This is a genomic window from Hymenobacter negativus (genome assembly GCF_017571495.1).
Lineage (GTDB): Bacteria > Bacteroidota > Bacteroidia > Cytophagales > Hymenobacteraceae > Hymenobacter > Hymenobacter negativus.
Genome location: NZ_JAGETZ010000002.1, coordinates 511,777 through 532,613, shown reverse-complemented (window position 1 = coordinate 532,613; position 20,837 = coordinate 511,777). Strand labels below are relative to the sequence as shown.

The following is a 20,837-nucleotide window of genomic DNA, read 5'->3' as shown; positions in this document are numbered from 1 at the left end:
CGCTTTGCGTCGGCATTCCTCCTTGGTAAATCGGGGAGTTTGACCGCCTGACGCCCCGCTATGCGCCACCTCTTCCCACTATTCATCCTGCTGAGCTGCCTGCTCACTTTCTTACCCGGCTGCGAGCCGAAAGAGGACATGATGCAGACCACTGGCCGCTTGGAATTTGCGACCGACTCCGTGGTATTTGATACAGTATTCACTACTATCAAAACGGTAACGAAGCGCTTTTGGGTATACAACCGCAACAGTGGTGCGGTGAAAACGGATGTGAGCCTGCGGGGAGTCTCGGGCAATACTTACGCCCTCATTATTAATGGAGATGCTGGCCCGGCGATAACCGGCGTCACTATTCGGGGTAACGACAGTTTGCTGGTATTGGTGCGCGCCACGCTCGGTGACAATGGTACGGCTGCCAAGCCTTTCTTGGTGACAGACGAAGTGCATTTCCTCACCAATGGCAACGACCAGGACGTGAAGCTGGTGGCTTATGGGCAGAATGCGTATTTCCATAATGGTCAGATTCTGCCCTGCAACTCGGTGTGGCGCAATGACAAGCCCCATGTCATTTTCAATTCGGTGCAGATTGACTCTGGCTGCATGTTGCGCATCATGCCGGGCACTAAAGTGTATTCGCATGCCGGGTCGGCCATTATTGTGATGGGCACACTCATCGTGAATTCACCCACCGATTATCAGCCCGGCACTACCAATATCGACACTGTTAAGGCCAACAACCGCAACATTGTGCGCTTTCAGGGCGACCGGCTGGAGTCGTTCTATAACGATGTGCCCGGCCAGTGGGGCGGCATCATCTTCACCAGTACGAGCCGCAACAACAGCATTCGCTACGCCGAAATCAAGAATTCGACCTTCGGGGCCTTCCTGTATAATCCGGATGAGGACCGGCCTCACCCAACGCTGAGCCTGGAAAACACGGTTATTAAGAATATTTCCGGCTCTCAGGTTTCGTTCTCCAATGCCAATGCCAGCACCGGCGGTGGCGTCATCAGCTATTCCGGCGACGTGACGGCGACCAACTGCCTTTTCACCAACTGCGGCGAGTACGCTATGATTGGCCTGGGCGGGGTATACAGCCTCAATTTTTGCACCATTGCCAACTATACACCGTCTTTCCAGCGCGAAAATTCGTCGCTGACCTTCACCAATACCGACGACACCAAGCCCACCGTTAAACTGCCCACGAGCGTTAGCATTCGCAATTCCGTGGTCTGGGGTTCGTACGAAGACGAGCTATTTTTCCAGAACAACGGCAGTGCCAGCTTCCCTACTCCCATTGTGCGCAACTCCCTGTTGCGTACTAAGGAATACATGGCCATCACCGATGCCGCTGGCAAGCCCGGCTTGGCTGCCCCAGCGCTCAAGAACTTGGTCAACGTGCCCGACCCGCTGTTTGTCCGCACCACGTTTTCGGGTGGCAACGCCGACTACCGTTTCCAGGCCACTTCGCCTGCAGTTACCCCCGTTCGCCCTTACGACGGTGTCCTTCCTTCTCCCACCCCGCCAAGCCGCGACCTGCTGAACCTACCACGAGACCTAAGCAAGCCTACCATCGGCGCTTACGAGTTCCGTTAGGTAATCACAGCTTACTCTACCTGTCCAGCCGCCGCGTAGCGCAACGAGTCGAACAGAATAAGTTTCTGCGTACCGGTCACTTCATAGCTGCGTAGCTGGCCATTTTGCAACTGAACGCGCAGTTGCTTTTGGGCCGAAAACAGTGGGTTGTTCTGAATAATGGTAGCGGCAATTTCCTGCGGCAATGCACCTTGTTGCACCACCGTGAGACGAGATACCGGCGCATTGGGCTGGCCGGGTAGCCGCGTATAAGTGCGGCGCAACAGTCCGCCGGGCAATGCCAGCGAATCGACTGCATACGCGCCACGCAAAGCTGCTTTGTTGATATCGGCTTGGAAAAAAATCTGGAGCTCGTCAGCCCATTTCACCGTTGGCACGCGCACTATTTCTGTCGCGTTACCGCGCAAGCTTACGCGCTTGGTTACGGCGGCATGGCGCTGCTCCAGCAATTCTACCTGCTTCGTCAGCAAGCCTTTCACATCAAAATACAGCGGCCGCCGGGCGGCCGGTGCTGCCGGGCCCGCATCGCCGCAGCCAGCCAGCGCCAACGCGCCGGCCAGCAGCGCGGCGCCGCCCTTACGCATTCGACACGCCATTGCGCTGCAACAAACTCTGGCCTGTCATTTCCACTGGTGGAGTGATGCCCATCAGGTCGAGAATGGTGGGGGCCAAGTCGCCCAGCTTACCGGCGGCCAGGGTACCCACATAGTCGTTGTCGGCCAGAATGAAGGGAACCAGATTAGTCGTGTGTGCGGTGTTGGGCGAGCCATCGGCGTTGCGCATGAATTCAGCGTTGCCGTGGTCGGCAATGATGATGCTGGCGTAGCCAGCTGCGAGGGCAGCTTCTACCACAGCACGGGCACAGGCATCGGTGGTTTCCACTGCTTTTATTACGGCTTCAAACACACCGGTATGGCCCACCATATCGGGGTTGGCAAAGTTCAGCACGACAAAATCGGCCGACTTGGCTTGTAGCTCCGGTATCAGGGCATCGCGCAGCTCGGCGGCGCTCATTTCGGGCTGCAGGTCATACGTCGCTACTTTGGGTGAAGCCCGCAGGATGCGCTTTTCGCCCACAAACTCATTTTCACGGCCGCCCGAGAAGAAGAACGTAACGTGCGGATACTTCTCGGTTTCGGCAATGCGAATCTGGGTTTTACCGTGCGCTGCCAGCACTTCGCCCAAGGTGTTGTTAAGGTTGTCCTTCTCAAAAACGGGCGTCACGCCCACAAATGTTTCGTCGTAGTTAGTGAGGGTGAGGTAGTGCAGGTTCAGGCGCTGCATCTGGAAAGCGTGCATGTCCTGCTGCGTCAGCACTTCGGTGATTTCGCGGCCCCGGTCGGTGCGGAAGTTGAAGCACAGCACCACATCACCCTCCTGAATGGTAGCCAGCGGCTGGCCATCAGGACCGGTTTTCACGATGGGTTTCAGGAATTCGTCCGTTACACCCTCCTTGTATTGCTCCTGTACACTCTGAATCAGATTTTGCGAAGGTGTGCCAATGCCGTGTACCAGCAGGTCGTAGGCAATTTTCACCCGCTCCCAGCGGCGGTCGCGGTCCATAGCGTAATAGCGGCCCACCACAGAGGCGATTTTAGCGCCGTTACGCTCGTTGTGTTGCTCTAGGTCGTTGATGTAGCGCACACCACTCTTGGGGTCGGTGTCGCGGCCATCGGTGAAGGCGTGCACAAACACGCGCCGCACACCCGCCTCATGGGCAATGGTGCAAAGGGCCTTCACATGGTCGATGTGCGAATGCACTCCCCCATCACTCAACAAGCCAATAAGGTGCAGCGGCTTATCATTAGCCACGGCGTACTCAAACGCTTTCACAATAGCGGGCATCTGGCCCAGCTTGCGCTCCCGAATAGACTTACCGATGCGCACCAGTTCTTGGTCGACCACGCGGCCGGCCCCAATATTCATGTGGCCTACTTCGGAATTGCCCATCTGGCCTTCGGGCAGGCCCACGGCCTCGCCCGACGCCTGGAGCGTGCTGTGCGGAAACCGCTGCAACAGCTCATGATAAAACGGCGTATTAGCCGCGTCTACTGCCGAAACCGATGTGTTTGGGGCAATGCCCCAGCCGTCCAGAATTACCAATAAAACCTGCTTACTCATGGGGCAAAGATACGGCAGCCCCGCGCCTCTGGTTGAAATTTTCTACCTTCGCCTCTCCCCTTCAATTGTGTCAATTTTCAGTAATTTTGCAGGGCTTTCCGAAGCCTCGTTTACTTACTGGCATCATTTTCGCTTGAACCAATTGCGTATGACGCATTTATTACTCTTATAATGAAACGCTATTTATTTAGGACATTATTCTTAGGATGGATGTTCTTGCTTGGGTCTGTGGCAGCACACGCCCAATCTGATATCATGGGGGCCGTGCGCTCCGCGCTCCGAAATGGCTCCTCCCGTGAGCTGTCGCAATACTTTGCTCCTACTGTTGAAATTGGTTTCGAAGGCGATAAGCAGAACTATAACTCGACTCAGGCCGAGTTGGTGATGAAAGATTTCTTCGCCAAAAACCCACCCAGCTCGTTCGAGTTCATTCACCAGGGCCAGAGTGGCGAAGGCATTCAGTACGCCATTGGCCGCTACACGGGGCGCAGCGGCAGCTACCGCGTGTTTGTGAAGCTAAAGCCTACGCGCGGTGCTCCGCTACTAGATACCCTGGAGCTTACCAAAGAATAAAGCAAGCCCCGCCCCACAGGTCGGGGCTTTTTTGTGGGTGTTCAGCAACAAAAGCGCTGCGCTTTTTCAGCCGCTACAAGGACCGTACCTTTGCGGTGTGCAAACTCTCCTCCCTTCTTATCTCACGCCCGAAGCCCTGACCACTTTTATCCGCACGGCTTTGGCCGAGGATGTGGGCGACGGCGACCATTCGGCCCTGGCCGCTATTCCGGCCGATGCCCACAACCGCGCCCACTTATTGGTGAAAGGTGAAGGCATTCTGGCTGGCATGGCCTTGGCTCCGCTCATTTTTCAGGAAGTGGACCCGTCGCTGGTACTCACTCCCCAGCTAGCCGATGGCGACCGGGTAAAACACGGCGACATTGCCTTTACCGTAGAAGGTCCAGCCCGCAGTATTCTGACCGGCGAACGGCTGGTGCTCAACTGCATGCAGCGCATGAGCGGCATTGCTACCTACACGGCCCACCTTGCCAACTTGCTAGCAGGTACGAAAGCCAAGCTGCTCGACACCCGGAAGACTACGCCCAATTTCCGCATCTGTGAGAAGTGGGCGGTGCTCATCGGCGGCGGCGTAAATCACCGCTACGGGCTATTCGATATGATTATTCTGAAGGATAACCACGTCGACTACGCTGGCAGCATTGGCGCAGCTATTGCGGCCACGCACGCCTACTTGGAAAAAACCGGTCGGCAGCTGCCCATCGAAATCGAAACCCGCTCACTCGACGAGGTGCAGCAGGCACTGGATGCCGGTGGCATCACTCGCATCATGCTCGACAACATGAACCCCGAGCAACTCCGCGAGGCGGTGGACTTGGTAGCTGGCCGCTACCCCACCGAAGCCAGCGGTGGCATCACCGAGCAGACCATTGCCGAAATAGGGCGCACCGGCGTCGACTACATTTCCGTTGGGGCCCTTACCCATTCCGTCAAAAGCCTCGACTTAAGCCTGAAAGCATATTAATCAATGACTAATAGTTGGTGATTAATCATTGATTCAGGTAAATAGTCTCTTTTATCGTGAAGCAATTATTAATCCTTGACTATTAATCATTAACCATTATAAGATGAACCAACCCAACCAACGTGGCGGAGGTGGCGGCTTCCGCCAGGCCCAGCAGGCTCCGTCGCTGGCCATTCGTACCAAAAAGACGCAGCTTACCACCGACGCCTACACCCGCATGGTGATGGGTGAGGTCTGGAAAAAAGATTGGGTGTATGCCCTCATCCCATTTGCGCTGGGACTGCTGCCGGCCATTTTCGTGCACTCCTGGTGGTGGATAGTGCTGGCCGTGGTGCTTACCATTCTGTTCGTGCTGTTTCGGTCGGCACAGGTGACGGGCGTGACCCAGCTGGAGCAAAGCAAGCCGCTATTTGAGCGCATGGCGTTTGAAATGGACAACAAGCAAATTCTGCTGCGCGTAGGCCCAGAGAAAGAAGGCAAGGCCATGCAGCTGACCTGGGACTTGATTGACCGGGCGCGCCGCGATGCCGAAGCCTACACGCTTTACCTCAAATCGGGCACCCCGCCGGCAGGTATGGCCGCTTGGCGCCTGTGGCTGGCACGTACGTTTGACGTGCCGGTGTTTTTACATTTGCCCCTGCGCATCTTCAACTCGCCTAACGACGTGAAGCTGTTCGACTCCATGCTTCGTCGCAAAAACCTGCTGCCGGCCGATGCCCCAGCCGCCACCGTATAAATTCAACAACCTGCTAACTGTACTTTGATGAAATTGACTTCCACCCTGTTGCTGGCTTTTTCGGCCGCTACTTTGGCCCTGACTTCCTGCAGCAGCGAGCCTTCCGACTGGCGCCCTGAAGAAAAGGTATCGGATGACGTTGTGGCACCCGGCACGCGTGATACAGAGAACTTTGACCGCTCGATACCCAATGGCTCTATCGAGAACGTGCACTCGCCTCTCATGGTGGCAGCCAAAGAGGGTGTAACCACGGAAGGCACCAAAAAAATCACCCCGGAATCAGCCATGTCGGCCAATGCCGAAGCGGGCATGCGCCAGCGTGGAAAAATGAACGACGAGGGCAAATCGAGCCAAGCCGACACGGCTGCTAACGGCCACGAAATCCAGCGCTAAGCCGCATTTTTTCAGTACGGACTCATGTGTGAGTGGCAGCTTTGCCCACCAGCTGGTGGTAGCAAAGCTGCCGCTTTGCGTCTATTGGCGAAGCTTTCTTTAAAACCGACAAATTAGGAGTGCGCAGGGCTTAATCAGTCTGCGGGCTGAAACATTACCTGTGGGTTTCGGCTTCATCACTCCTCACTGATTTACTGTATGGGCTTTGCTATTTTCTTGCTGCTGCTGACCGTGCTGGGTGCGGGCGCGGCGGCAGCCTGGGTGCCGGTGGCACAGGGCGGCCGGTGGCTGAAGCCGCTGCTGGCATTCAGCGGAGCGTATTTATTCACGCTCACTGTTACGCACATTCTGCCCGAGGCCTTGCAGCTACTGCCCGAGCATCCCACCCGGGTGGGCTATTGGGTGCTGGCGGGCTTCTTTGGGCAATTGCTGCTGGAAGTGCTCTCGCAGGGTGTGGAGCATGGGCATGTGCACCACGAGGCCGGCCACAGACACGATGCGCCCGGCCGGGTGCCGTTTCTGCTGCTGGGAGCTTTGGTGGTGCATTCCTTCCTAGAAGGCAGCATCCTGGTACGCACGCCGGAAGTGGGGCAGGTCAGCCAGAACTTCTACGCCATTGTGGTGGGCGTGGCACTGCATCACATGCCAGCGGCATTCGCGCTGGCTACGTTGTTGCGGCTGCGGCTGGGCAGCTTCCGGCGGGTGTGGCCGGGGCTGTTGATTTTTGCCTTGGCTTCGCCGGTGGGCATCATCGTGAGCAACTACGTGGTACTGTCGCAGCTACTGAGCAGTGGTTGGTACGCCGCACTGCTGGGTCTGGTGGCCGGCAATTTTCTACACGTTTCCACCACTATTCTCTTCGAAACCAGCCCGGAGCATCGGCTCAACTGGCCTAAATTGGTGGCTACACTAGCGGGGCTACTACTGGCGCTGGCAGTAGCATGAGCCAAGCAAAAGAACGTCATGCTTCGGCTGCGCTCAGCATGACGTTCCTGATTTCCTGTCCAATGGCTCCTTTCAGCCAAAATCCTCCAAGGCGCTGCTTCCTCGCAGGAAGTTTTCCAATTGGCGGGCGCGGGCTGTTTCGCGGGTTAATGTGGCTTGCAGGCGCACGAGGCGCTGGCGCATAGCCAGAATAATGTCGAGTGCTTCCGGCGACAGTCCCAACTCATGGTGCAGGCGTGCCAGGCGGGGCAGGTCGTCGGGTTCATCGATGATGACGGTTTCGGGAGCAGGCGCGGCGCGGAGCAGGCCGGCCTGCAGGAAATCGTGCAGCGCTGTGGGGGCCAGGCCGTAGCGGATGGTGCATTCCTGGAAAGTGAGGGTGAGCGTTTCCATAGCTAAAAACGATGGGTTAAGCGTCGGGGCGGAGGGCCGCTAATTGTTCAAACAACCCTTTCTCCTGGTCGGTAAGATTTTGGGGCAGCGCCAGGTTTAAGCGCAGGTAGAGGTCGCCGAACTGGCCTTCTTTTTTATAGACGGGAAAGCCCTTACCGCGCAGACGCAGACGGGTGCCGTTAGCTGTTTCGGGCTTAAGCTTGATTTTGACGGGCCCGCTGAGTGTTTCTACAGTTTGCTCGCCGCCGAGCAGTGCTTTGTAGATGCTTACGGGCACGTCTTGGGTAAGGTCGTCGCCGGTGCGAACGTAGCGGGCATCGGGCCGGATGCGGAAAGTGATGAGTAGCGCCCCATTGGGCCCGCCGTTGCGGCCGGGACCGCCTTGGTCGCGCAGGCGAATGGTCTGGCCATCGGCTACGCCGGGCGCAATGGTGAGGCGCAGGTTTTTGCCATTGACGGTGATGGTGCGCGGGCCGCCCTGGTAGGCTTCTTCTAGGCTCAGTTCCAGCTCAGCCTGGTAATCCTGGCCAGCACCGGGGCGGCTGGTGCGCCCCCCGCCCCCCATGTTGCCGAAAAGAGAACCGAAGAAGTCGGAAAAGTCCTCACCCTCACCAAAGCCACTCCCGAAACCGCCGCCTTGGCCCTGGGTGTACTGGCTCCAGTCGAAGCCCCCGCCCGGCTGGCCGCTGCGGCCGGCCCCGCCACCGGGCTGCTGCTGATAGCGCTGCCAGTCGGCCCCGAACTGGTCGTATTTCTTCCGCTTTTCGGGGTCACTGAGGACTTCATTGGCCTCGTTGATTTCCTTAAATTTTTGCTCCGCGCCCTTGTCGTTGGGGTTCACGTCGGGGTGGTGCTGGCGGGCCAGCTTGCGGTAGGCCTTCTTGATTTGCTCAGGTGTGGCGTTTTTGTCCACCCCCAGGGATTTGTAATAGTCTTTGTATTCCATGAGTGGAAAGGTAGCAGAAACCGGCCGACGCCGTATCACCGGCCCTTTGAGAGGAACCCGATTTACGGCATCAAAGTTGAATAATGCTCATACGCGGGGCCTGTTGGCTAAGATTCACGAAGGCCTCAAAGAGAAATATGGATTTTGCACTCACCAAGCATTTCCAGTCCTGAATGTTATCAAATAATGCCTTAACTTGCATCATCAAAGAGATTACCACCCCTTATCCCACCACCCTATTTTTAACTTTAACATGAAATCCTCTCCTCTATTCCGGAGTCTGCTGGGCGTTTTCCTGCTGGGCAGCATTGTAACACAAGCCCAAACTGCTCGTCCGGGCCGCGTGCAGCCCAAGCCCCGTGTGGCTGCCTCTGCGGTTGAAGGTACCAAGGATGGCCTGTCGATGGTGAAAGGCCGTGTGGTGCTCACCGAACTGGGCATCAGCAATCCCATTACGGCCGATAAGAAACTCATCAATGGCACCGTCATCACGCCCGCCGGCCTGGTAACGGCCACCGATGGAACGGCTACCCAGATTGCCGAAGGTGACCACGTTTCGCTCTCGGGCCGCGTGACGACCCGCCGGGCTATTGCCGATGCCGACAGCATTGCCAAGGTCCAGCTTTTCGACGCGAAATACCCCGGCAAGCGCAAAAAGATGGAGGAGGAAAAAGCGAAAAAGGACAAGGCGAAGGCCAAGCGCGAGGAGGAAAAGGCCAAAGCCAAGGAGAAAGCGGAGAAGCGCAAGAGGAAGAAATAGCCCCGGCCGGCTTTGCTGGGTGGCATGCGCCGCTCTGCCTTTGGGTGGGGCGGCGCTTTGCGTTGCGGGGCGGCAGCCTATCTTCGGGCCATTACGTATTCCCGCCCATGCTCTTCTATACCGTAATGAAACCGCTGGTGCAGGTAGCGCTGCGGGTCTTTTTCCGCCGCATTGAGGTGCGGCACCCCGAGCGGCTGCAACTGCCGGGCCCGCTACTGCTGGCCGGTAACCACCCCAACACCCTCATGGACCCGCTGCTCGCGGCTGTAAATCGCCGTCAGCCCATCGCCTTTCTGGCCAAGAGCACGTTTTTCAAGAACCCCATTGTGCGGGCCATCATGGAGTCGGGCAACTCCATTCCCATATACCGGGCGCAGGATGCCGGCCCCGGCCCGCAAAGCAACGAGCAGCGGGCAGCCCAGAACGAGGCCACCTTCGGGCGCTGCTATGACTACTTGGATAAGGGCGGCACCATCATGATTTTTCCGGAAGGAACTAGCGTGAGCGAGCGCCGGCTGCGCCCCCTCAAAACTGGAGCCGCCCGCATTGCGCTGGGAGCCGAGGCTCGGCACAATTTCACGTTGGGACTACTGGTGGTCCCGGTGGCCACCAATTACTTCGACCCTAGCAAGTTCCGTTCGGATGTGCTGCTGAATGTAGCTCCGCCCATTGTGGTGGCCGACTACGCCGCCGCCTATGCCCAAGACCCAGACGAGGCCGCCGACCAGCTCACCGAAGTCATTCGGGTGGCGTTGGAGCACCGCCTAGTTATCACCCGCGATGCAGCCGAAGACACCTTTGTGCAGCAGATTGAGCGGGTGTTCGGCGACCACCTCAACCCCGACGACGACCCCAATACGCTCTACGACAACTTCCAACTGAGCCGTACCCTGCTTCAGGCCTTGCCTTGGGCCGAGCAGCATTTTCCGGAACGCCTCACTACCGCCCGTGAGCAGTTCCAAACCTATCTGGCCGACTTGCAGCGCTATGGCCTCAGCGACCGGGCGCTGGACGGCCAGCGGCGGGGAAGCGTTGCGGGGCTGGTCAATCTGTTTTTGGGGGCGCCGATTTGGCTTTACGGGGTGTTGAACAATTACCTGCCCTACATCCTGCCCTCGGCCGTGGCCAAGCGGGCTACCAAGGAGGCGGAATTTGTGGCTCCCATCATGCTGGTGGTGGGCATGATAACTTTTCCGCTGGCCTACACGCTCCAAGTTGCGGCCGTGCAGCACTGGCTCACGCACGACTGGCGGCTGACGGCACTGTACGTACTTAGCCTGCCTTTCACGGGCTTCTATGCGCTGGGCTATTGGAACAGCCTTTCCGACCGGCTGCGGCGGCTCCGGGCGGCCCGGCTGTTCCGCCGCGCTCCGGCCGTGGGTAAGGGCCTGCTTCGGCAACGGGCCGCGCTAGTAGCCGAGTTAGAGGAAGCACGCACGGCCTACCTCACGGCGCGGTGAGGCGGTGGAATTGAGAGGAAGTAGAACATTATAACGAGCGTAGCCCAAGCATTACGTTTCGGTTTTCAGTCTATCGCTCATTGGCGAGCTTGGCAAAGTTGAGCAACTTGACTCCAGTAATGTCGATGTTGCTTGTTCCCAAGCAGTAGAGCACCTTAGCAGTGCCTAACAGTATCGGTTTTCGTTGAAATATTCGTCCTGCTTATCATTGACCAACCCCAACGTGTCGTGGGTCTTCTCAATGGCCAGCTTTTGGGCCGAGACAGAGGTGAATGGCGAAGCCGCAACCAGCGTAGCAGCGGGCAGTCAGCACAGCGCATTTTTTATGAAGCAACAACGACAGTGACTACAACGACCTCGTGGTGCAGTCGGCCATCACCAAGTCGTCGGCAGAAATGAATATCGACTTCATGCTTACCGCTCGTGGTGCTTCCTTTAGCCGCGAGTTCCGCTTTAAGATTTCGATGATGGGTGTTACCGGCATTTTTGGTGCCGACTCCTACACCAACGATGGCACCTAGTATTATGTCACGGTCTTCGAAAACGACATGGTTTCGTTCCCAGGCAATTTCCTCAACGTGGCAGCGGGCACTTGCACGCCTTTCGTGAAGAAATCGGTTACGCTGACCACTAACAGCAGCTTTGTCTACAACCCAGCTGTGCCCTACGAGCCCTTCATTTCCACTATGTATCCGGGCACCATTACACCGGTGTATGACCTGTACATCTACGGGGTTTCGCACCGCGATACCTGGACTTCGACGAGCGGCAAAACCTATCCCAACGGTATTCTCATCCCAGCTGATTGGAAGTAGTCCCTGGAATCAATCAACATCACGGTTTCTCATCCCAACTTCGCTAGCCTCACCGACGGCTTCACCCCAACCTGGGCCAGCACCCTGGCGGACCCTACTAAAACATTCTCCTCCTGCAACTAGCTGGCAGTTAAACACCAGTAGCTGAATCACAGCCCTCTGGAACGTCTGTTTTGGAGGATTGTTTTGGTTATGCAACTGATTGGCACATGCCAAGGATGACAATAGGCACGTCAATTTAAACGAGCGCCCCGGCTATTAGCGCTACTACGATTATCACCACGCTGGGCACCTTTTCCCATAGCAGCAGCAGGAACGTGACGCCCACCAGCAGCGGGTTCAGTGGCAGCGTATCGATGGGGCCGAGGTGAAACGGCAAGTCCAGCAGGCGGTAAGGCAGCGGATGATAGAGTAAAAAGGTGGCGGCGCACACTAGCCCGGCGCTCACAGCATTCACGCCTTCGAGTGAGGCCTGCACCACTCGGTATTGTCGCAACCGGTCCCAGAACCGGATAACGAAGAAGATAAGCAGCGTCCCCGGCAGGAAAATACCCGCTACGCCCACCAAGGCCCCCAGCACCTGCATGCTGACCCCACCAGCCGGCCGCATGGCCAGCGCGCCGATGTAGGCTGCAATCGAAAAATTAGGTCCTGGCATAGCTTGCACCAACCCCAGCCCAGACAGAAACTCCGGCCCCGTGAGGTACTTCTTAAACTCAACAAACTCAGCGTACAGCAGCGGGGCAAGCACCTGCCCGCCCCCAAAAACCAGGGAACCGTTGCGGTAAAAGTTCTCGAACAGGCGCACGGGCAGCAGTTTGGTATAGTGCCCTAGCACGGCCGCCCCCGCCAGAATGCCAAACCACAGGACAAAGTTGGCCCATTCCACGCGCAATGGCTTCTTCTCCTGAATGATGGCATGCTTGCGGTAGCGCACCGTGGTAACCGCCCCGCCGGCCAGCAGCAGCAGCGGCAGCATCCAGGGGAGTTGGAAGAAGTAAGCCAGCATGGCCGCTGCCACCATTAGCCCCACCGAAGTTTTGGTGTGGATAACCTTCTCCGAAATCTTGTACGCTGAAAAAGCAACGAAACCCACCGCAACCGGCTGCACAAACTGCACCAGTGCCGATACCCGCGCTGGGTCGAGGTAGCTGAGGGTGAGCGCGGCCAGGGTCATCAGCGTCACGGAAGGCACCATCCAGACCAGCAGGGTGAGGTAGGCCAGGTTTGGTCCACCCAGCCGAAACCCGATAACGGTGATGGTTTGCGTAGAAGTGGGCCCCGGCAGCAGAGCACATAGCGCCTGCAACTCCAGCAGCTCGGCCGCGCTGATGTAGCGGCGCTTCTCTACCAGCAGCCGGAAGAACATGGCCAAGTGCGCCTGTGGTCCTCCAAAAGCCGTGAGCGCCAGCACGGCCACATCCTTCAGAAAAATAATGCCCCGCACGCGCCGCGTCCGCTTGCCCGAGCGCCGCGGGGGCGGCGTGAGCGAAACCGGCGTGGGCGGATGCGGGGCGGAAGTTGGCATTGGAACGGCCATGAAACAGAACGTCATGCTGCGCGCAGCCGAAGCATCTCTGCTGCACAAGTAATTGGCTACTGCTGCACGCGAGATGCTTCGGCTGCGCGCAGCATGACGTTCTATAATTTATCGTTCTGACACGCTACTTCTTTTTCAAGCCCAATTCAATGAGTCGCTCGTTCAGGAACTCACCGGCCGTAATGTCGGCTTCCTTCTTGGGGTTGTCGGGAGTCACGCAGTGTTCCAGGGCGGCCAGGCTCATTTCGGAGCGCGGGTGCATGAAGAACGGAATGCTGTAGCGCGAGGTGTTCATTTTTTCGCGGGCCGGGTTCACCACGCGGTGGATGGTGGATTTCAGCACGCCGTTGGTGAGGCGCTGGAGCATGTCGCCCACGTTCACCACAATCTGGTCGGGCAGGGCCGTGATGGGAATCCACTTGCCATCGCGGCGTTTCACTTGCAGGCCGTCGGCGCTGGCGCCCATCAGCAGCGTAATCAGGTTGATGTCGCCGTGTTCGGCAGCACGCACGGCGTCGGCGGGCACAGCATCCGGGTCTTCGATGGGGAAGTAGTGAATGGGGCGCAAAATGCTGTTGCCGTGCTTCACTTTATCATCGAAGTAGTTTTCGGGCAGGTGCAGGTAGAGGGCAATGGCACGCAGCACATCCTGACCAGCATTTTCCAGCGTACGATAGGCCGTGAAGGTGCTCTTTTGAAAGCCCGGTACTTCCTCAGGCCAGATATTGGCCGGGTAGTCATTTTTGATGGGGTCGGTTTCGTCTTCCACCTCCTGGCCCACGTGGTAAAACTCTTTCAGGTCACCGGTGTTGCGGCCCTTGGCGTGCTCCTTGCCCTTGCTGATGTAGCCCCGCTGGCCGGCCAACTCCGGGTTCTCATAGCGCTGCTTTGCCTCGTCGGGCAATTGAAAAAAAGCCTGCACATCGGCATAAAGCTGCTTAGTTTGCTCATCGTTCAGCCCATGGTTTTTCAGGGCGATGAACCCGATGTTTTGGTAGGCTTCGCCGAGCTGCTGCACAAAACGAGCCTTGCGCTCGGGGTCGCCGGAACGGAAATCGGCGAGGTCAAGCGAGGGAATGTGTTCAAGAAGTTGGTCTTGCATGGGAAATTTGAGTTTACTTTGGGGCTGCGTAAGCTCCACGTGGTGGGTAACGCCGCAAGTTAATCAAAACCCCGCACCGGTTCTGCGCCGTAAGCGGCATCGCTCCAAGCTACTATTAAAATAAATTACTACCACTTTTTTTGAGTCTTCAGTCTATGAAACGCCCCCTCTGGCTGCTTTGCAGCACCACCGCTATGCTGGCCTTGCTGGCAAGCTGCGAAACAAGCAAGCCGGCTACCGATGTTAGCGCTACTGCTGGGGCCAACGGTGCTTCCACCAGCAGCACTTCCACCAGCGGCGAAAGCATGGAGTCGAATGGCATTCGTTTGACGCCCTTCGGCGACTCCCCCAAATTTCCGGAGGCACAGATGCAGCTCCGGTCTCCCATCGCCAACTCGACGGTCCCCAGCGGCGACGCACCGTTCAATTACCTGGTCACCAACTTCCAGCTCACCAAAATGAGCGGTGGTCCGCACATGGCCGAAATGGCTAATTCGATGAAAGGCCAGCACATCCATAACATCGTGGACAACGAGCCCTACACGGCGCACTACGAGACCAGCTTCACCAAGCCTATTCCTGACGGCCAGCACGTGGTGCTGTCGTTCCTGTCGCGCTCCTACCACGAAAGCCTGAAGCACCGCGGTGCCTACGACCTGCGCGTTATCAACGTGGGCAACACACCGCCCCCGGCCACGCCCATCATCGACGTAAAAGCCCCGAACCTGTTCTATAGCCGCCCGAAAGACACTTACGCCGGTGCCGATGCCAAACGCATCATGCTGGATTTCTACTTGGTGAATACCACGCTAGAGCCAGGTGGAAACCGCGTCCGGGCCACCATCAACGGCACCGAGTTCATGCTCGACCGCTGGATGCCCTACATGATGGAAGGCCTGCCCGCCGGCGAAAACACCGTGAAACTCGAGCTGGTAGACAGCAGCGCCAACCTGATTGCCGGCCCGTACAACTCGGTAACGCGTAAATTCACTGTAACGCCCTAAGTATGGTGCGGCTGCTTCAGCCTGAAGCCGTGGCTTTTGCGTTATTATTAAGTTATCCAAAAAAGTCTCCCGGCCCGGCCGGGGGACTTTTTTAGTTATGGCCGTTTGTTGCTGTAGCGCTACCTTCCCGCCATGTCCGCTGCCCCCACCGCTGCTACCATCCCTCCTCTGCTCACCCGTGAGCAGGTACTGCGGGCCCTGCGCCAGATAGCCCGCGAAGGCCACACCCTGCCGCCCAGCACGGTGTATGAACTGGTGTACCGGGGCCGCCGCTACCCACCCCGCGCCGTGGCCGAGCTAGCCTACCGTCTGGCCACCGGCAACGCCGCGGCGCACTGGCCCCGGCCGGCCGGCGCACCGACCAATGCCTTGCTGGAAAGCCTAGATTTCACCATCAGCACCAAGCGGCCGGTGCTTACCTCCGGCTCTGGCCCCGACGGGGAGGAAATAGCCCACCAACAGGCCGAAGACTTGTACACAGGTTTGGCAAAAGATACCGGACCACCACTTACAGTACCCACAAAAGCAGCCGAGCCAAGTGCCCCTTATACTGCGCCCGCCTACACCCGGGCCGATGCACTGGCCGAGCTTTTCATCACCGAAACGGAGTTGGAAGCCACCTTGGCAGGTCTGGAACGTCGGCGCAACCTGCTATTGCAAGGCCCGCCCGGCACCGGCAAAACCTTTCTGGCACGTCGGTTGGCCTGGCTCATGCTGGGCGCGCAGGATGAGCGCCACATCGAGCTGGTGCAATTTCACCCCAGCTATGGCTACGAGGACTTCATGCTCGGCTTCCGACCCGATGCCGAGGGCCGCTTTCACCTCGTGCGCGGCGTGCTGCCGCTTCTTTGCCAGCGCGCCGCTGCGGACCCTGGCCGGCCCTACTTCCTGCTCATCGATGAAGTGAACCGGGGCAATATCCCACGCATCTTTGGCGAGCTGCTGCTGTTACTCGAAGCCGACAAACGCGGGCCGGCACATGCCCTGCGCCTACCCTACGCCCCACCGGATGCCCCACGGTTCTTCGTGCCGGATAACCTATACGTCATCGGCACCCTCAACCTAGCCGACCGCTCGCTGAGCCCGCTGGATTATGCCCTGCGCCGTCGCTTTGCCTTTGTGGCACTGGGGCCGCAATTTGGTTCGCCGCTGCAACGCTTTCTTAAGTCACGGCAAGTCCCGTATGCCCTCATTGAGCAGCTTTGTGCCCGCATGCAAGCCCTTAACCAAACCATTGCCGACGACCCCGAGTTAGGCCCTGATTTTGAAATCGGCCACAGTTATTTCTGTCAGCCACCGGTGCAGCCGCAGCAGGCTGCCACATGGCTCCGGGCCATCATGGAGCAGGAAATCGGGCCGCTGCTGGCTGATTACTGGCGCGAGCAGCCTGCTACGGCCGCTACGCAGCTGCGTAAGCTATTGGCTTAGCTTTCCATCCTTTATGATTGCAAAGAATCTTATACTCGGTTTTCGGAAGGGCTGCATTCTACTGCTCAATCTGTCTGTTCTCGGGTGGCTGACAAAGGTTATTCTGCTCGATGAAAACAGTGATGTAGCGGGCTTACTTGTCCTAATCGTCCTTTTGTTTTTAGGAATCTACAATGCATATGCATGGTTCGTATATCAGCAGCGCATCTCTAAAACAGCGCTGTACATTGCTTTATTAGGCTTGCCTTTTATTCTCCTTTGGGCCTTTACATCCTGAGTCAGATAGAAGGGCAGCAGCAGAATTAATACTGTTTAGGAAATCAACACCGGGCCTGTGATACCGCTCCCCACCCTCTACTATTTCCTCTGCTACGCCTGGAACCGGCTGCCCGAACCGGCGGTGCTACAAGCCACTGAGGCAACGCCTTTTCATCGGCCGCTGGGGCTGCTGGCGCAGGTGCTGCTGCACGGCACTCGGCGCTTGCTACGTAATGGATTGCCGCGCACTTTCGCAACCCAAGAGGCGGAATTAGGCAGCCTGCGCGGCCGGGTAGAACTGGCGCCTACGCTGGGACGAGGCCTAATGGGCCAAGGCCGGGCCATTTGCACCTTCGACGAGTTGGGCGTTGAATCGCCTTTGCACTACCTCATCGTCCAAACGCTGGCCGTGCTGAACCGGGCTGCTGCGTTGCCGCTGGCGTTGCGGCGCGAACTGAGCCAGGTACGCCAACGGTTTCCGACTGTACTAACGGCAGTCAATATGCCATCGCCCACGGCTGCCACCTTTCGGGAGCTGCGGCGGCAGCGACCGGATGGTCAATCGGCCTTCCTGCTGCATGTGTGCGAGCTGGTCTGGCTTATGGCCCTGCCCGAGCCCACAGCAAGCGGCCGTAGCCGCTTCACCGATTTCCAGCGCGATGAAATATTGATGGCGCGGCTGTTTGAGCAATTCACGCGCAATTTCTTTCGGCGCGAGCAACGTCACTACCGCGTGTATGCCGAAACCATTGCCTGGCAAGCAGAGGCCCACCAACCCGACGACCTGGCCCTGCTACCCACCATGCTCACAGACACAACCCTCGACGCGCCCGACCGAAAAATCATCCTCGATACCAAATATTACGCCGCAGCCCTGCGCCCGCGCTACGACCGGCAGCGGCTCATTGCGCCGCACCTCTACCAGCTCTACGCCTACCTGCAAAACCAGCACCCCATCGCCGGTCAGGCACTGGAAGGTATTCTGCTCTATCCGGCCGCCACGCAGGCGGTGGACTTGCGCTACATGCTGGGTGGGCATCCCGTACGCGTTGTTACACTCAACCTGCACCAACCCTGGGCTGGTATTGCCGCCGACTTACTGCGCTTGATTGACTAATGCCTTCACAGATATTACGGGCACAAAAAAGAGGCCCGGATTCTCCATCAGGAAAATCCGGGCCTCTTTTTCTGAGATACGAAGTAAAGCGCTGGCCAAGGGCCAGCGGCTAATTACTTGGCAGCAGCAGTGGTATCAGCAGCAGGAGCAGCCGTTGCATCAGCAGCGGGAGCAGCCATAGCAGTGCTGTCGGTGGTAGTAGTCGTGGTGGTTTCGGCACCAGCAGCAGGCTGCTCAACCGTGGTAGTGGTTTCTTCGGTCTTCTTTTCGCCGCACGAAGTCAAACCAGCGGTGAGGAACAGGCCAAGGGCAGCAGCTTTAAACAGATTTTTCATCTTTGGGGGTAATTTTGAAAATGGGTTAACTTAAAAACGCCCTTTATCCCGGGTTTCTGAGAAGGTAACCCGGTTAAGAAAAATATTTTTTCGTTGGGTTACTTGCAGCCCGCGTTTGTATTAACCCCCAAAGTGAATGAGCAGAGGAAATTCCTCCGTTTTAACTCCCACCGACGACGCGCTGATTGCGGCCATTCGTGGCGGCGATGAGCGGGCGCTGGCCCACCTCTATCGGCTGCACTGGCCCATGGTATCGCACTTCGTGCTGCAAAACAGCGGCACTGAGGACGACGCCCAGGACGTGTACCAGGAAGGCGTGATGGTGTTTTATGAAAAGGTCCGCGACGGCTCCCTGGAGCTCAGCTGCCAAATCAAAACCTACCTGTACGCTGTGTGCCGCCGGCTGTGGCTCAAACGGTTGACCAGCAAAAGCCGCTTCGGCGTGCGCTTGCTGGATGACGAAGAGCACGGCGTGTACCTAAACACCGGTGCCGAGGACGACCTGCTTGCCGCCGAGGAACAGGACCGCCGTTTCGCCACCATGAGCGAGGCCCTGAACCACTTAGGGGAGCCTTGTCGTTCGCTTTTAGAAGGTTTCTACCTGCTCGATAAGTCGATGCAGGATTTGACAGCGGAATTCGGTTATACCAATGCCGACAATGCTAAAAATCAAAAGTATAAGTGCCTTGTGCGTCTAAAAAAATTATTTTTCACTCACTATAAAGAAGAGCCTATCTAATACCCATTAGCTGCGAGCGTTTGGCCCGCAGAAACGCCCATTCGCTTGCCGCCGCGTGTCTCCCACCCCGCGGCCTTTACCCATGATGACCGAAGCAGATTACTACGCCTTATTTGAATCTTACGCTCAAGGGGAGCTGGCCGGACCGGCCCGCGCCAACCTGGAAGCGCGCCTGGCGGCCGACCCGGCGCTAGCCCTGCGGTACGCCGATTTTACTGAGATGACCGGCACGCTACGCGCCTATGGCCAGCGCCAGCAAACCCGCCAGCAGCTCCGCAGCATCCACGCCGCCATGCTGGCCGCCGATGCGCCGGAAGAAGTTGCCCTGCCCGGAACCAAGCTCACCCACACCGTAAACCCGATGCTGCGCATTTCACGCACCGAGCGCAAGCTGCGTGAGTTCTGGAGCGGACACCGCGCCACGGTGGGTGTGGCCGCCTCGGTAGCCGTAATGGCCGTGTTTGCCACTCTGCTGGCTCTGGACATCTGGCGCACCAATCACCTCCCGATTCCCGCAGGTTATCAGGCACTGCGTCGCGAGATAAACAACCTCAAGCAAAATCAGAAGGCGCTTAACAACACCATCAAGCGCATCGACGTCAACGTGCCGCCACTGGCACCGGTGAGCAAGTTCAGCGGGACAGGCTTTGCCCTTACTTCGGAAGGCTATATTGTGACGAGCTACCACGTTATTCAGGATGCTGATTCCGTGCTGATTGAGGGACGCAACCACCAGCGGTACCACGCCGAGCCGGTATACTCCGACGTCAAGCATGACCTTGCTATTCTGCGCATTACCGATAAGAAGTTTACTGGCTTCGGCCGTTTGCCTTATGCCATCAAATCTGGCCAGGCCGATTTAGGCGAGCGGGTGTACACGCTGGGCTATCCGCGCGAGGACGTAGTATATGGTGAAGGCTCGCTGAGTGCCCGCTCGGGCTTCGAAGGCGACACCGCTTTCTATCAGGTGAGCATCCCGGTGAACCCCGGCAACTCCGGTGGCCCGCTCATGGACGAGCGTGGCAACCTGATTGGGGTGGTGAGCGGCCGACAGAACGATGCGCAGAGTGCGGCTTTTGCTACCAAGTCGTCTTATCTGGTGCATCTGGTCGATTCGCTCGCGGCAGCTAAGTCGGCGGCTACTTACCCTTACCACCTGCCACGCTTTGGCCAGTTGGCCGGCACCGGGCGGCCCCAGCAGCTGAAAAAGCTCCAGGACTACGTGTTCGTAGTAAAGGTGTTTGAATAGGAATTAACGCCTTCGTGGCGACTTCTTCTATTACGCAAAGGCCTGTTTCTTTATTGGAACGGGCCTTTGTGGTGTAATAACTTTCTCCTTGCTGCGATTAGTATCCGTGACCAGCTTAATCAGGCCGGTAGTTTTGTTAGTTGGCAGCGCGAATTGCTGCGTTTTTCATAACCTTAGCCCTCCTAATATAGTATTCAGGCTTTAGATAAGCCCTGCTTGTTTTTCTCTCTTTTTGCACTCAGTAAACTCCGAATTCCGTGGCTCAAAATACCCAAACCCCGCCTTCCAGCAATGATGTTGCCGGCTCGGCCATTTTCAAGAAATTCCTCCAAACGGCTGAAGGCTATATCAAGCAGCCTACCC

Annotated in this window: 22 protein-coding genes; 15 read left to right on the top strand and 7 right to left on the bottom strand. The window is 57.6% G+C overall.

Annotated elements, in window-relative coordinates; all coding sequences use genetic code 11:
- Positions 1-60 precede the first annotated feature (60 nt).
- Positions 61-1,596, top strand: coding sequence for a hypothetical protein (locus J4E00_RS06435; protein WP_208174292.1), 1,536 nt, complete (start codon positions 61-63; stop codon positions 1,594-1,596).
- A gap of 11 nt (positions 1,597-1,607) precedes the next feature.
- On the opposite strand, the gene J4E00_RS06430 is transcribed toward J4E00_RS06435, so the two are convergent.
- Positions 1,608-2,192 (bottom strand): hypothetical protein, encoded by a 585-nt coding sequence (locus J4E00_RS06430; RefSeq protein WP_208174291.1) that lies wholly within the window; start codon positions 2,190-2,192, stop codon positions 1,608-1,610.
- Entirely contained in the window at positions 2,173-3,717 is a 1,545-nt protein-coding gene (gpmI, locus tag J4E00_RS06425) for a 2,3-bisphosphoglycerate-independent phosphoglycerate mutase (RefSeq protein WP_208174290.1), read from the bottom strand. The genes J4E00_RS06430 and gpmI overlap by 20 nt, the downstream gene beginning before the upstream one ends.
- Before the next feature lie 228 nt (positions 3,718-3,945).
- Here gpmI and J4E00_RS06420 point away from each other — a divergent pair, with 228 nt between their 5' ends.
- The 5 genes from J4E00_RS06420 to J4E00_RS06400 all read left to right on the top strand — a co-directional run bounded on the left by J4E00_RS06420 (position 3,946) and on the right by J4E00_RS06400 (position 7,328).
- Complete coding sequence (locus J4E00_RS06420; protein ID WP_208174289.1) at positions 3,946-4,290, top strand: DUF4783 domain-containing protein; 345 nt, start codon at positions 3,946-3,948, stop codon at positions 4,288-4,290.
- A 97-nt stretch (positions 4,291-4,387) separates the two neighbouring features.
- The gene (gene nadC / locus J4E00_RS06415; RefSeq protein WP_208174288.1) at positions 4,388-5,254 is read left to right on the top strand and encodes a carboxylating nicotinate-nucleotide diphosphorylase; all 867 of its coding nucleotides are present in this window, start codon (positions 4,388-4,390) and stop codon (positions 5,252-5,254) included.
- A 103-nt stretch (positions 5,255-5,357) separates the two neighbouring features.
- Positions 5,358-5,990 carry a hypothetical protein gene (locus tag J4E00_RS06410; protein ID WP_208174287.1) on the top strand — a complete coding sequence of 211 codons (633 nt, stop codon included), beginning with the start codon at positions 5,358-5,360 and terminating at the stop codon, positions 5,988-5,990.
- A gap of 27 nt (positions 5,991-6,017) precedes the next feature.
- Positions 6,018-6,383 carry a hypothetical protein gene (locus tag J4E00_RS06405; RefSeq protein ID WP_208174286.1) on the top strand — a complete coding sequence of 122 codons (366 nt, stop codon included), beginning with the start codon at positions 6,018-6,020 and terminating at the stop codon, positions 6,381-6,383.
- Positions 6,384-6,581: 198 nt separating this feature from the next.
- Positions 6,582-7,328 (top strand): ZIP family metal transporter, encoded by a 747-nt coding sequence (locus J4E00_RS06400; RefSeq protein WP_208174285.1) that lies wholly within the window; start codon positions 6,582-6,584, stop codon positions 7,326-7,328.
- A 72-nt stretch (positions 7,329-7,400) separates the two neighbouring features.
- Here the strand turns inward: J4E00_RS06400 and J4E00_RS06395 are convergent, their stop codons facing one another.
- Positions 7,401-7,721, bottom strand: coding sequence for a hypothetical protein (locus J4E00_RS06395; protein WP_208174284.1), 321 nt, complete (start codon positions 7,719-7,721; stop codon positions 7,401-7,403).
- A gap of 16 nt (positions 7,722-7,737) precedes the next feature.
- A complete protein-coding gene (locus J4E00_RS06390; protein WP_208174283.1) occupies positions 7,738-8,667 on the bottom strand; it encodes a DnaJ C-terminal domain-containing protein in 930 nt (309 codons plus the stop codon).
- Positions 8,668-8,920: 253 nt separating this feature from the next.
- Between J4E00_RS06390 and J4E00_RS06385 the strand changes: the two genes are divergently transcribed.
- From J4E00_RS06385 to J4E00_RS06375, 4 genes are all read left to right on the top strand, one after another.
- Positions 8,921-9,427, top strand: a complete 507-nt coding sequence (locus J4E00_RS06385) for a DUF6799 domain-containing protein (RefSeq protein WP_208174282.1) — start codon at positions 8,921-8,923, stop codon at positions 9,425-9,427.
- 107 nt (positions 9,428-9,534) lie between these two features.
- Positions 9,535-10,887: a lysophospholipid acyltransferase family protein gene (locus J4E00_RS06380; protein WP_208174281.1), complete on the top strand. Its 1,353-nt coding sequence runs from the start codon at positions 9,535-9,537 to the stop codon at positions 10,885-10,887.
- A gap of 395 nt (positions 10,888-11,282) precedes the next feature.
- Positions 11,283-11,408 carry a hypothetical protein gene (locus J4E00_RS29800; protein WP_262898387.1) on the top strand — a complete coding sequence of 42 codons (126 nt, stop codon included), beginning with the start codon at positions 11,283-11,285 and terminating at the stop codon, positions 11,406-11,408.
- 27 nt (positions 11,409-11,435) lie between these two features.
- Positions 11,436-11,702 carry a hypothetical protein gene (locus tag J4E00_RS06375; RefSeq protein WP_208174280.1) on the top strand — a complete coding sequence of 89 codons (267 nt, stop codon included), beginning with the start codon at positions 11,436-11,438 and terminating at the stop codon, positions 11,700-11,702.
- A 238-nt stretch (positions 11,703-11,940) separates the two neighbouring features.
- Here the strand turns inward: J4E00_RS06375 and chrA are convergent, their stop codons facing one another.
- A complete protein-coding gene (gene chrA, locus J4E00_RS06370) occupies positions 11,941-13,230 on the bottom strand; it encodes a chromate efflux transporter (RefSeq protein ID WP_208174279.1) in 1,290 nt (429 codons plus the stop codon).
- A 136-nt stretch (positions 13,231-13,366) separates the two neighbouring features.
- Positions 13,367-14,344: an isopenicillin N synthase family dioxygenase gene (locus J4E00_RS06365; RefSeq protein ID WP_208174278.1), complete on the bottom strand. Its 978-nt coding sequence runs from the start codon at positions 14,342-14,344 to the stop codon at positions 13,367-13,369.
- Positions 14,345-14,499: 155 nt separating this feature from the next.
- Here J4E00_RS06365 and J4E00_RS06360 point away from each other — a divergent pair, with 155 nt between their 5' ends.
- The 3 genes from J4E00_RS06360 (at position 14,500) to J4E00_RS06350 (ending at position 18,151) form a co-directional block, all read left to right on the top strand.
- Positions 14,500-15,348, top strand: coding sequence for a hypothetical protein (locus tag J4E00_RS06360; protein ID WP_208174277.1), 849 nt, complete (start codon positions 14,500-14,502; stop codon positions 15,346-15,348).
- Positions 15,349-15,480: 132 nt separating this feature from the next.
- Entirely contained in the window at positions 15,481-16,776 is a 1,296-nt protein-coding gene (locus tag J4E00_RS06355) for an AAA family ATPase (RefSeq protein WP_208174276.1), read from the top strand.
- A gap of 334 nt (positions 16,777-17,110) precedes the next feature.
- Entirely contained in the window at positions 17,111-18,151 is a 1,041-nt protein-coding gene (locus tag J4E00_RS06350) for a 5-methylcytosine restriction system specificity protein McrC (protein WP_208174275.1), read from the top strand.
- A 113-nt stretch (positions 18,152-18,264) separates the two neighbouring features.
- On the opposite strand, the gene J4E00_RS06345 is transcribed toward J4E00_RS06350, so the two are convergent.
- Positions 18,265-18,486: a hypothetical protein gene (locus tag J4E00_RS06345; protein WP_208174274.1), complete on the bottom strand. Its 222-nt coding sequence runs from the start codon at positions 18,484-18,486 to the stop codon at positions 18,265-18,267.
- A 136-nt stretch (positions 18,487-18,622) separates the two neighbouring features.
- Here J4E00_RS06345 and J4E00_RS06340 point away from each other — a divergent pair, with 136 nt between their 5' ends.
- Positions 18,623-19,225, top strand: a complete 603-nt coding sequence (locus J4E00_RS06340) for an RNA polymerase sigma factor (RefSeq protein WP_208174273.1) — start codon at positions 18,623-18,625, stop codon at positions 19,223-19,225.
- 82 nt (positions 19,226-19,307) lie between these two features.
- Entirely contained in the window at positions 19,308-20,474 is a 1,167-nt protein-coding gene (locus J4E00_RS06335) for a serine protease (protein WP_208174272.1), read from the top strand.
- Positions 20,475-20,837 lie beyond the last annotated feature (363 nt).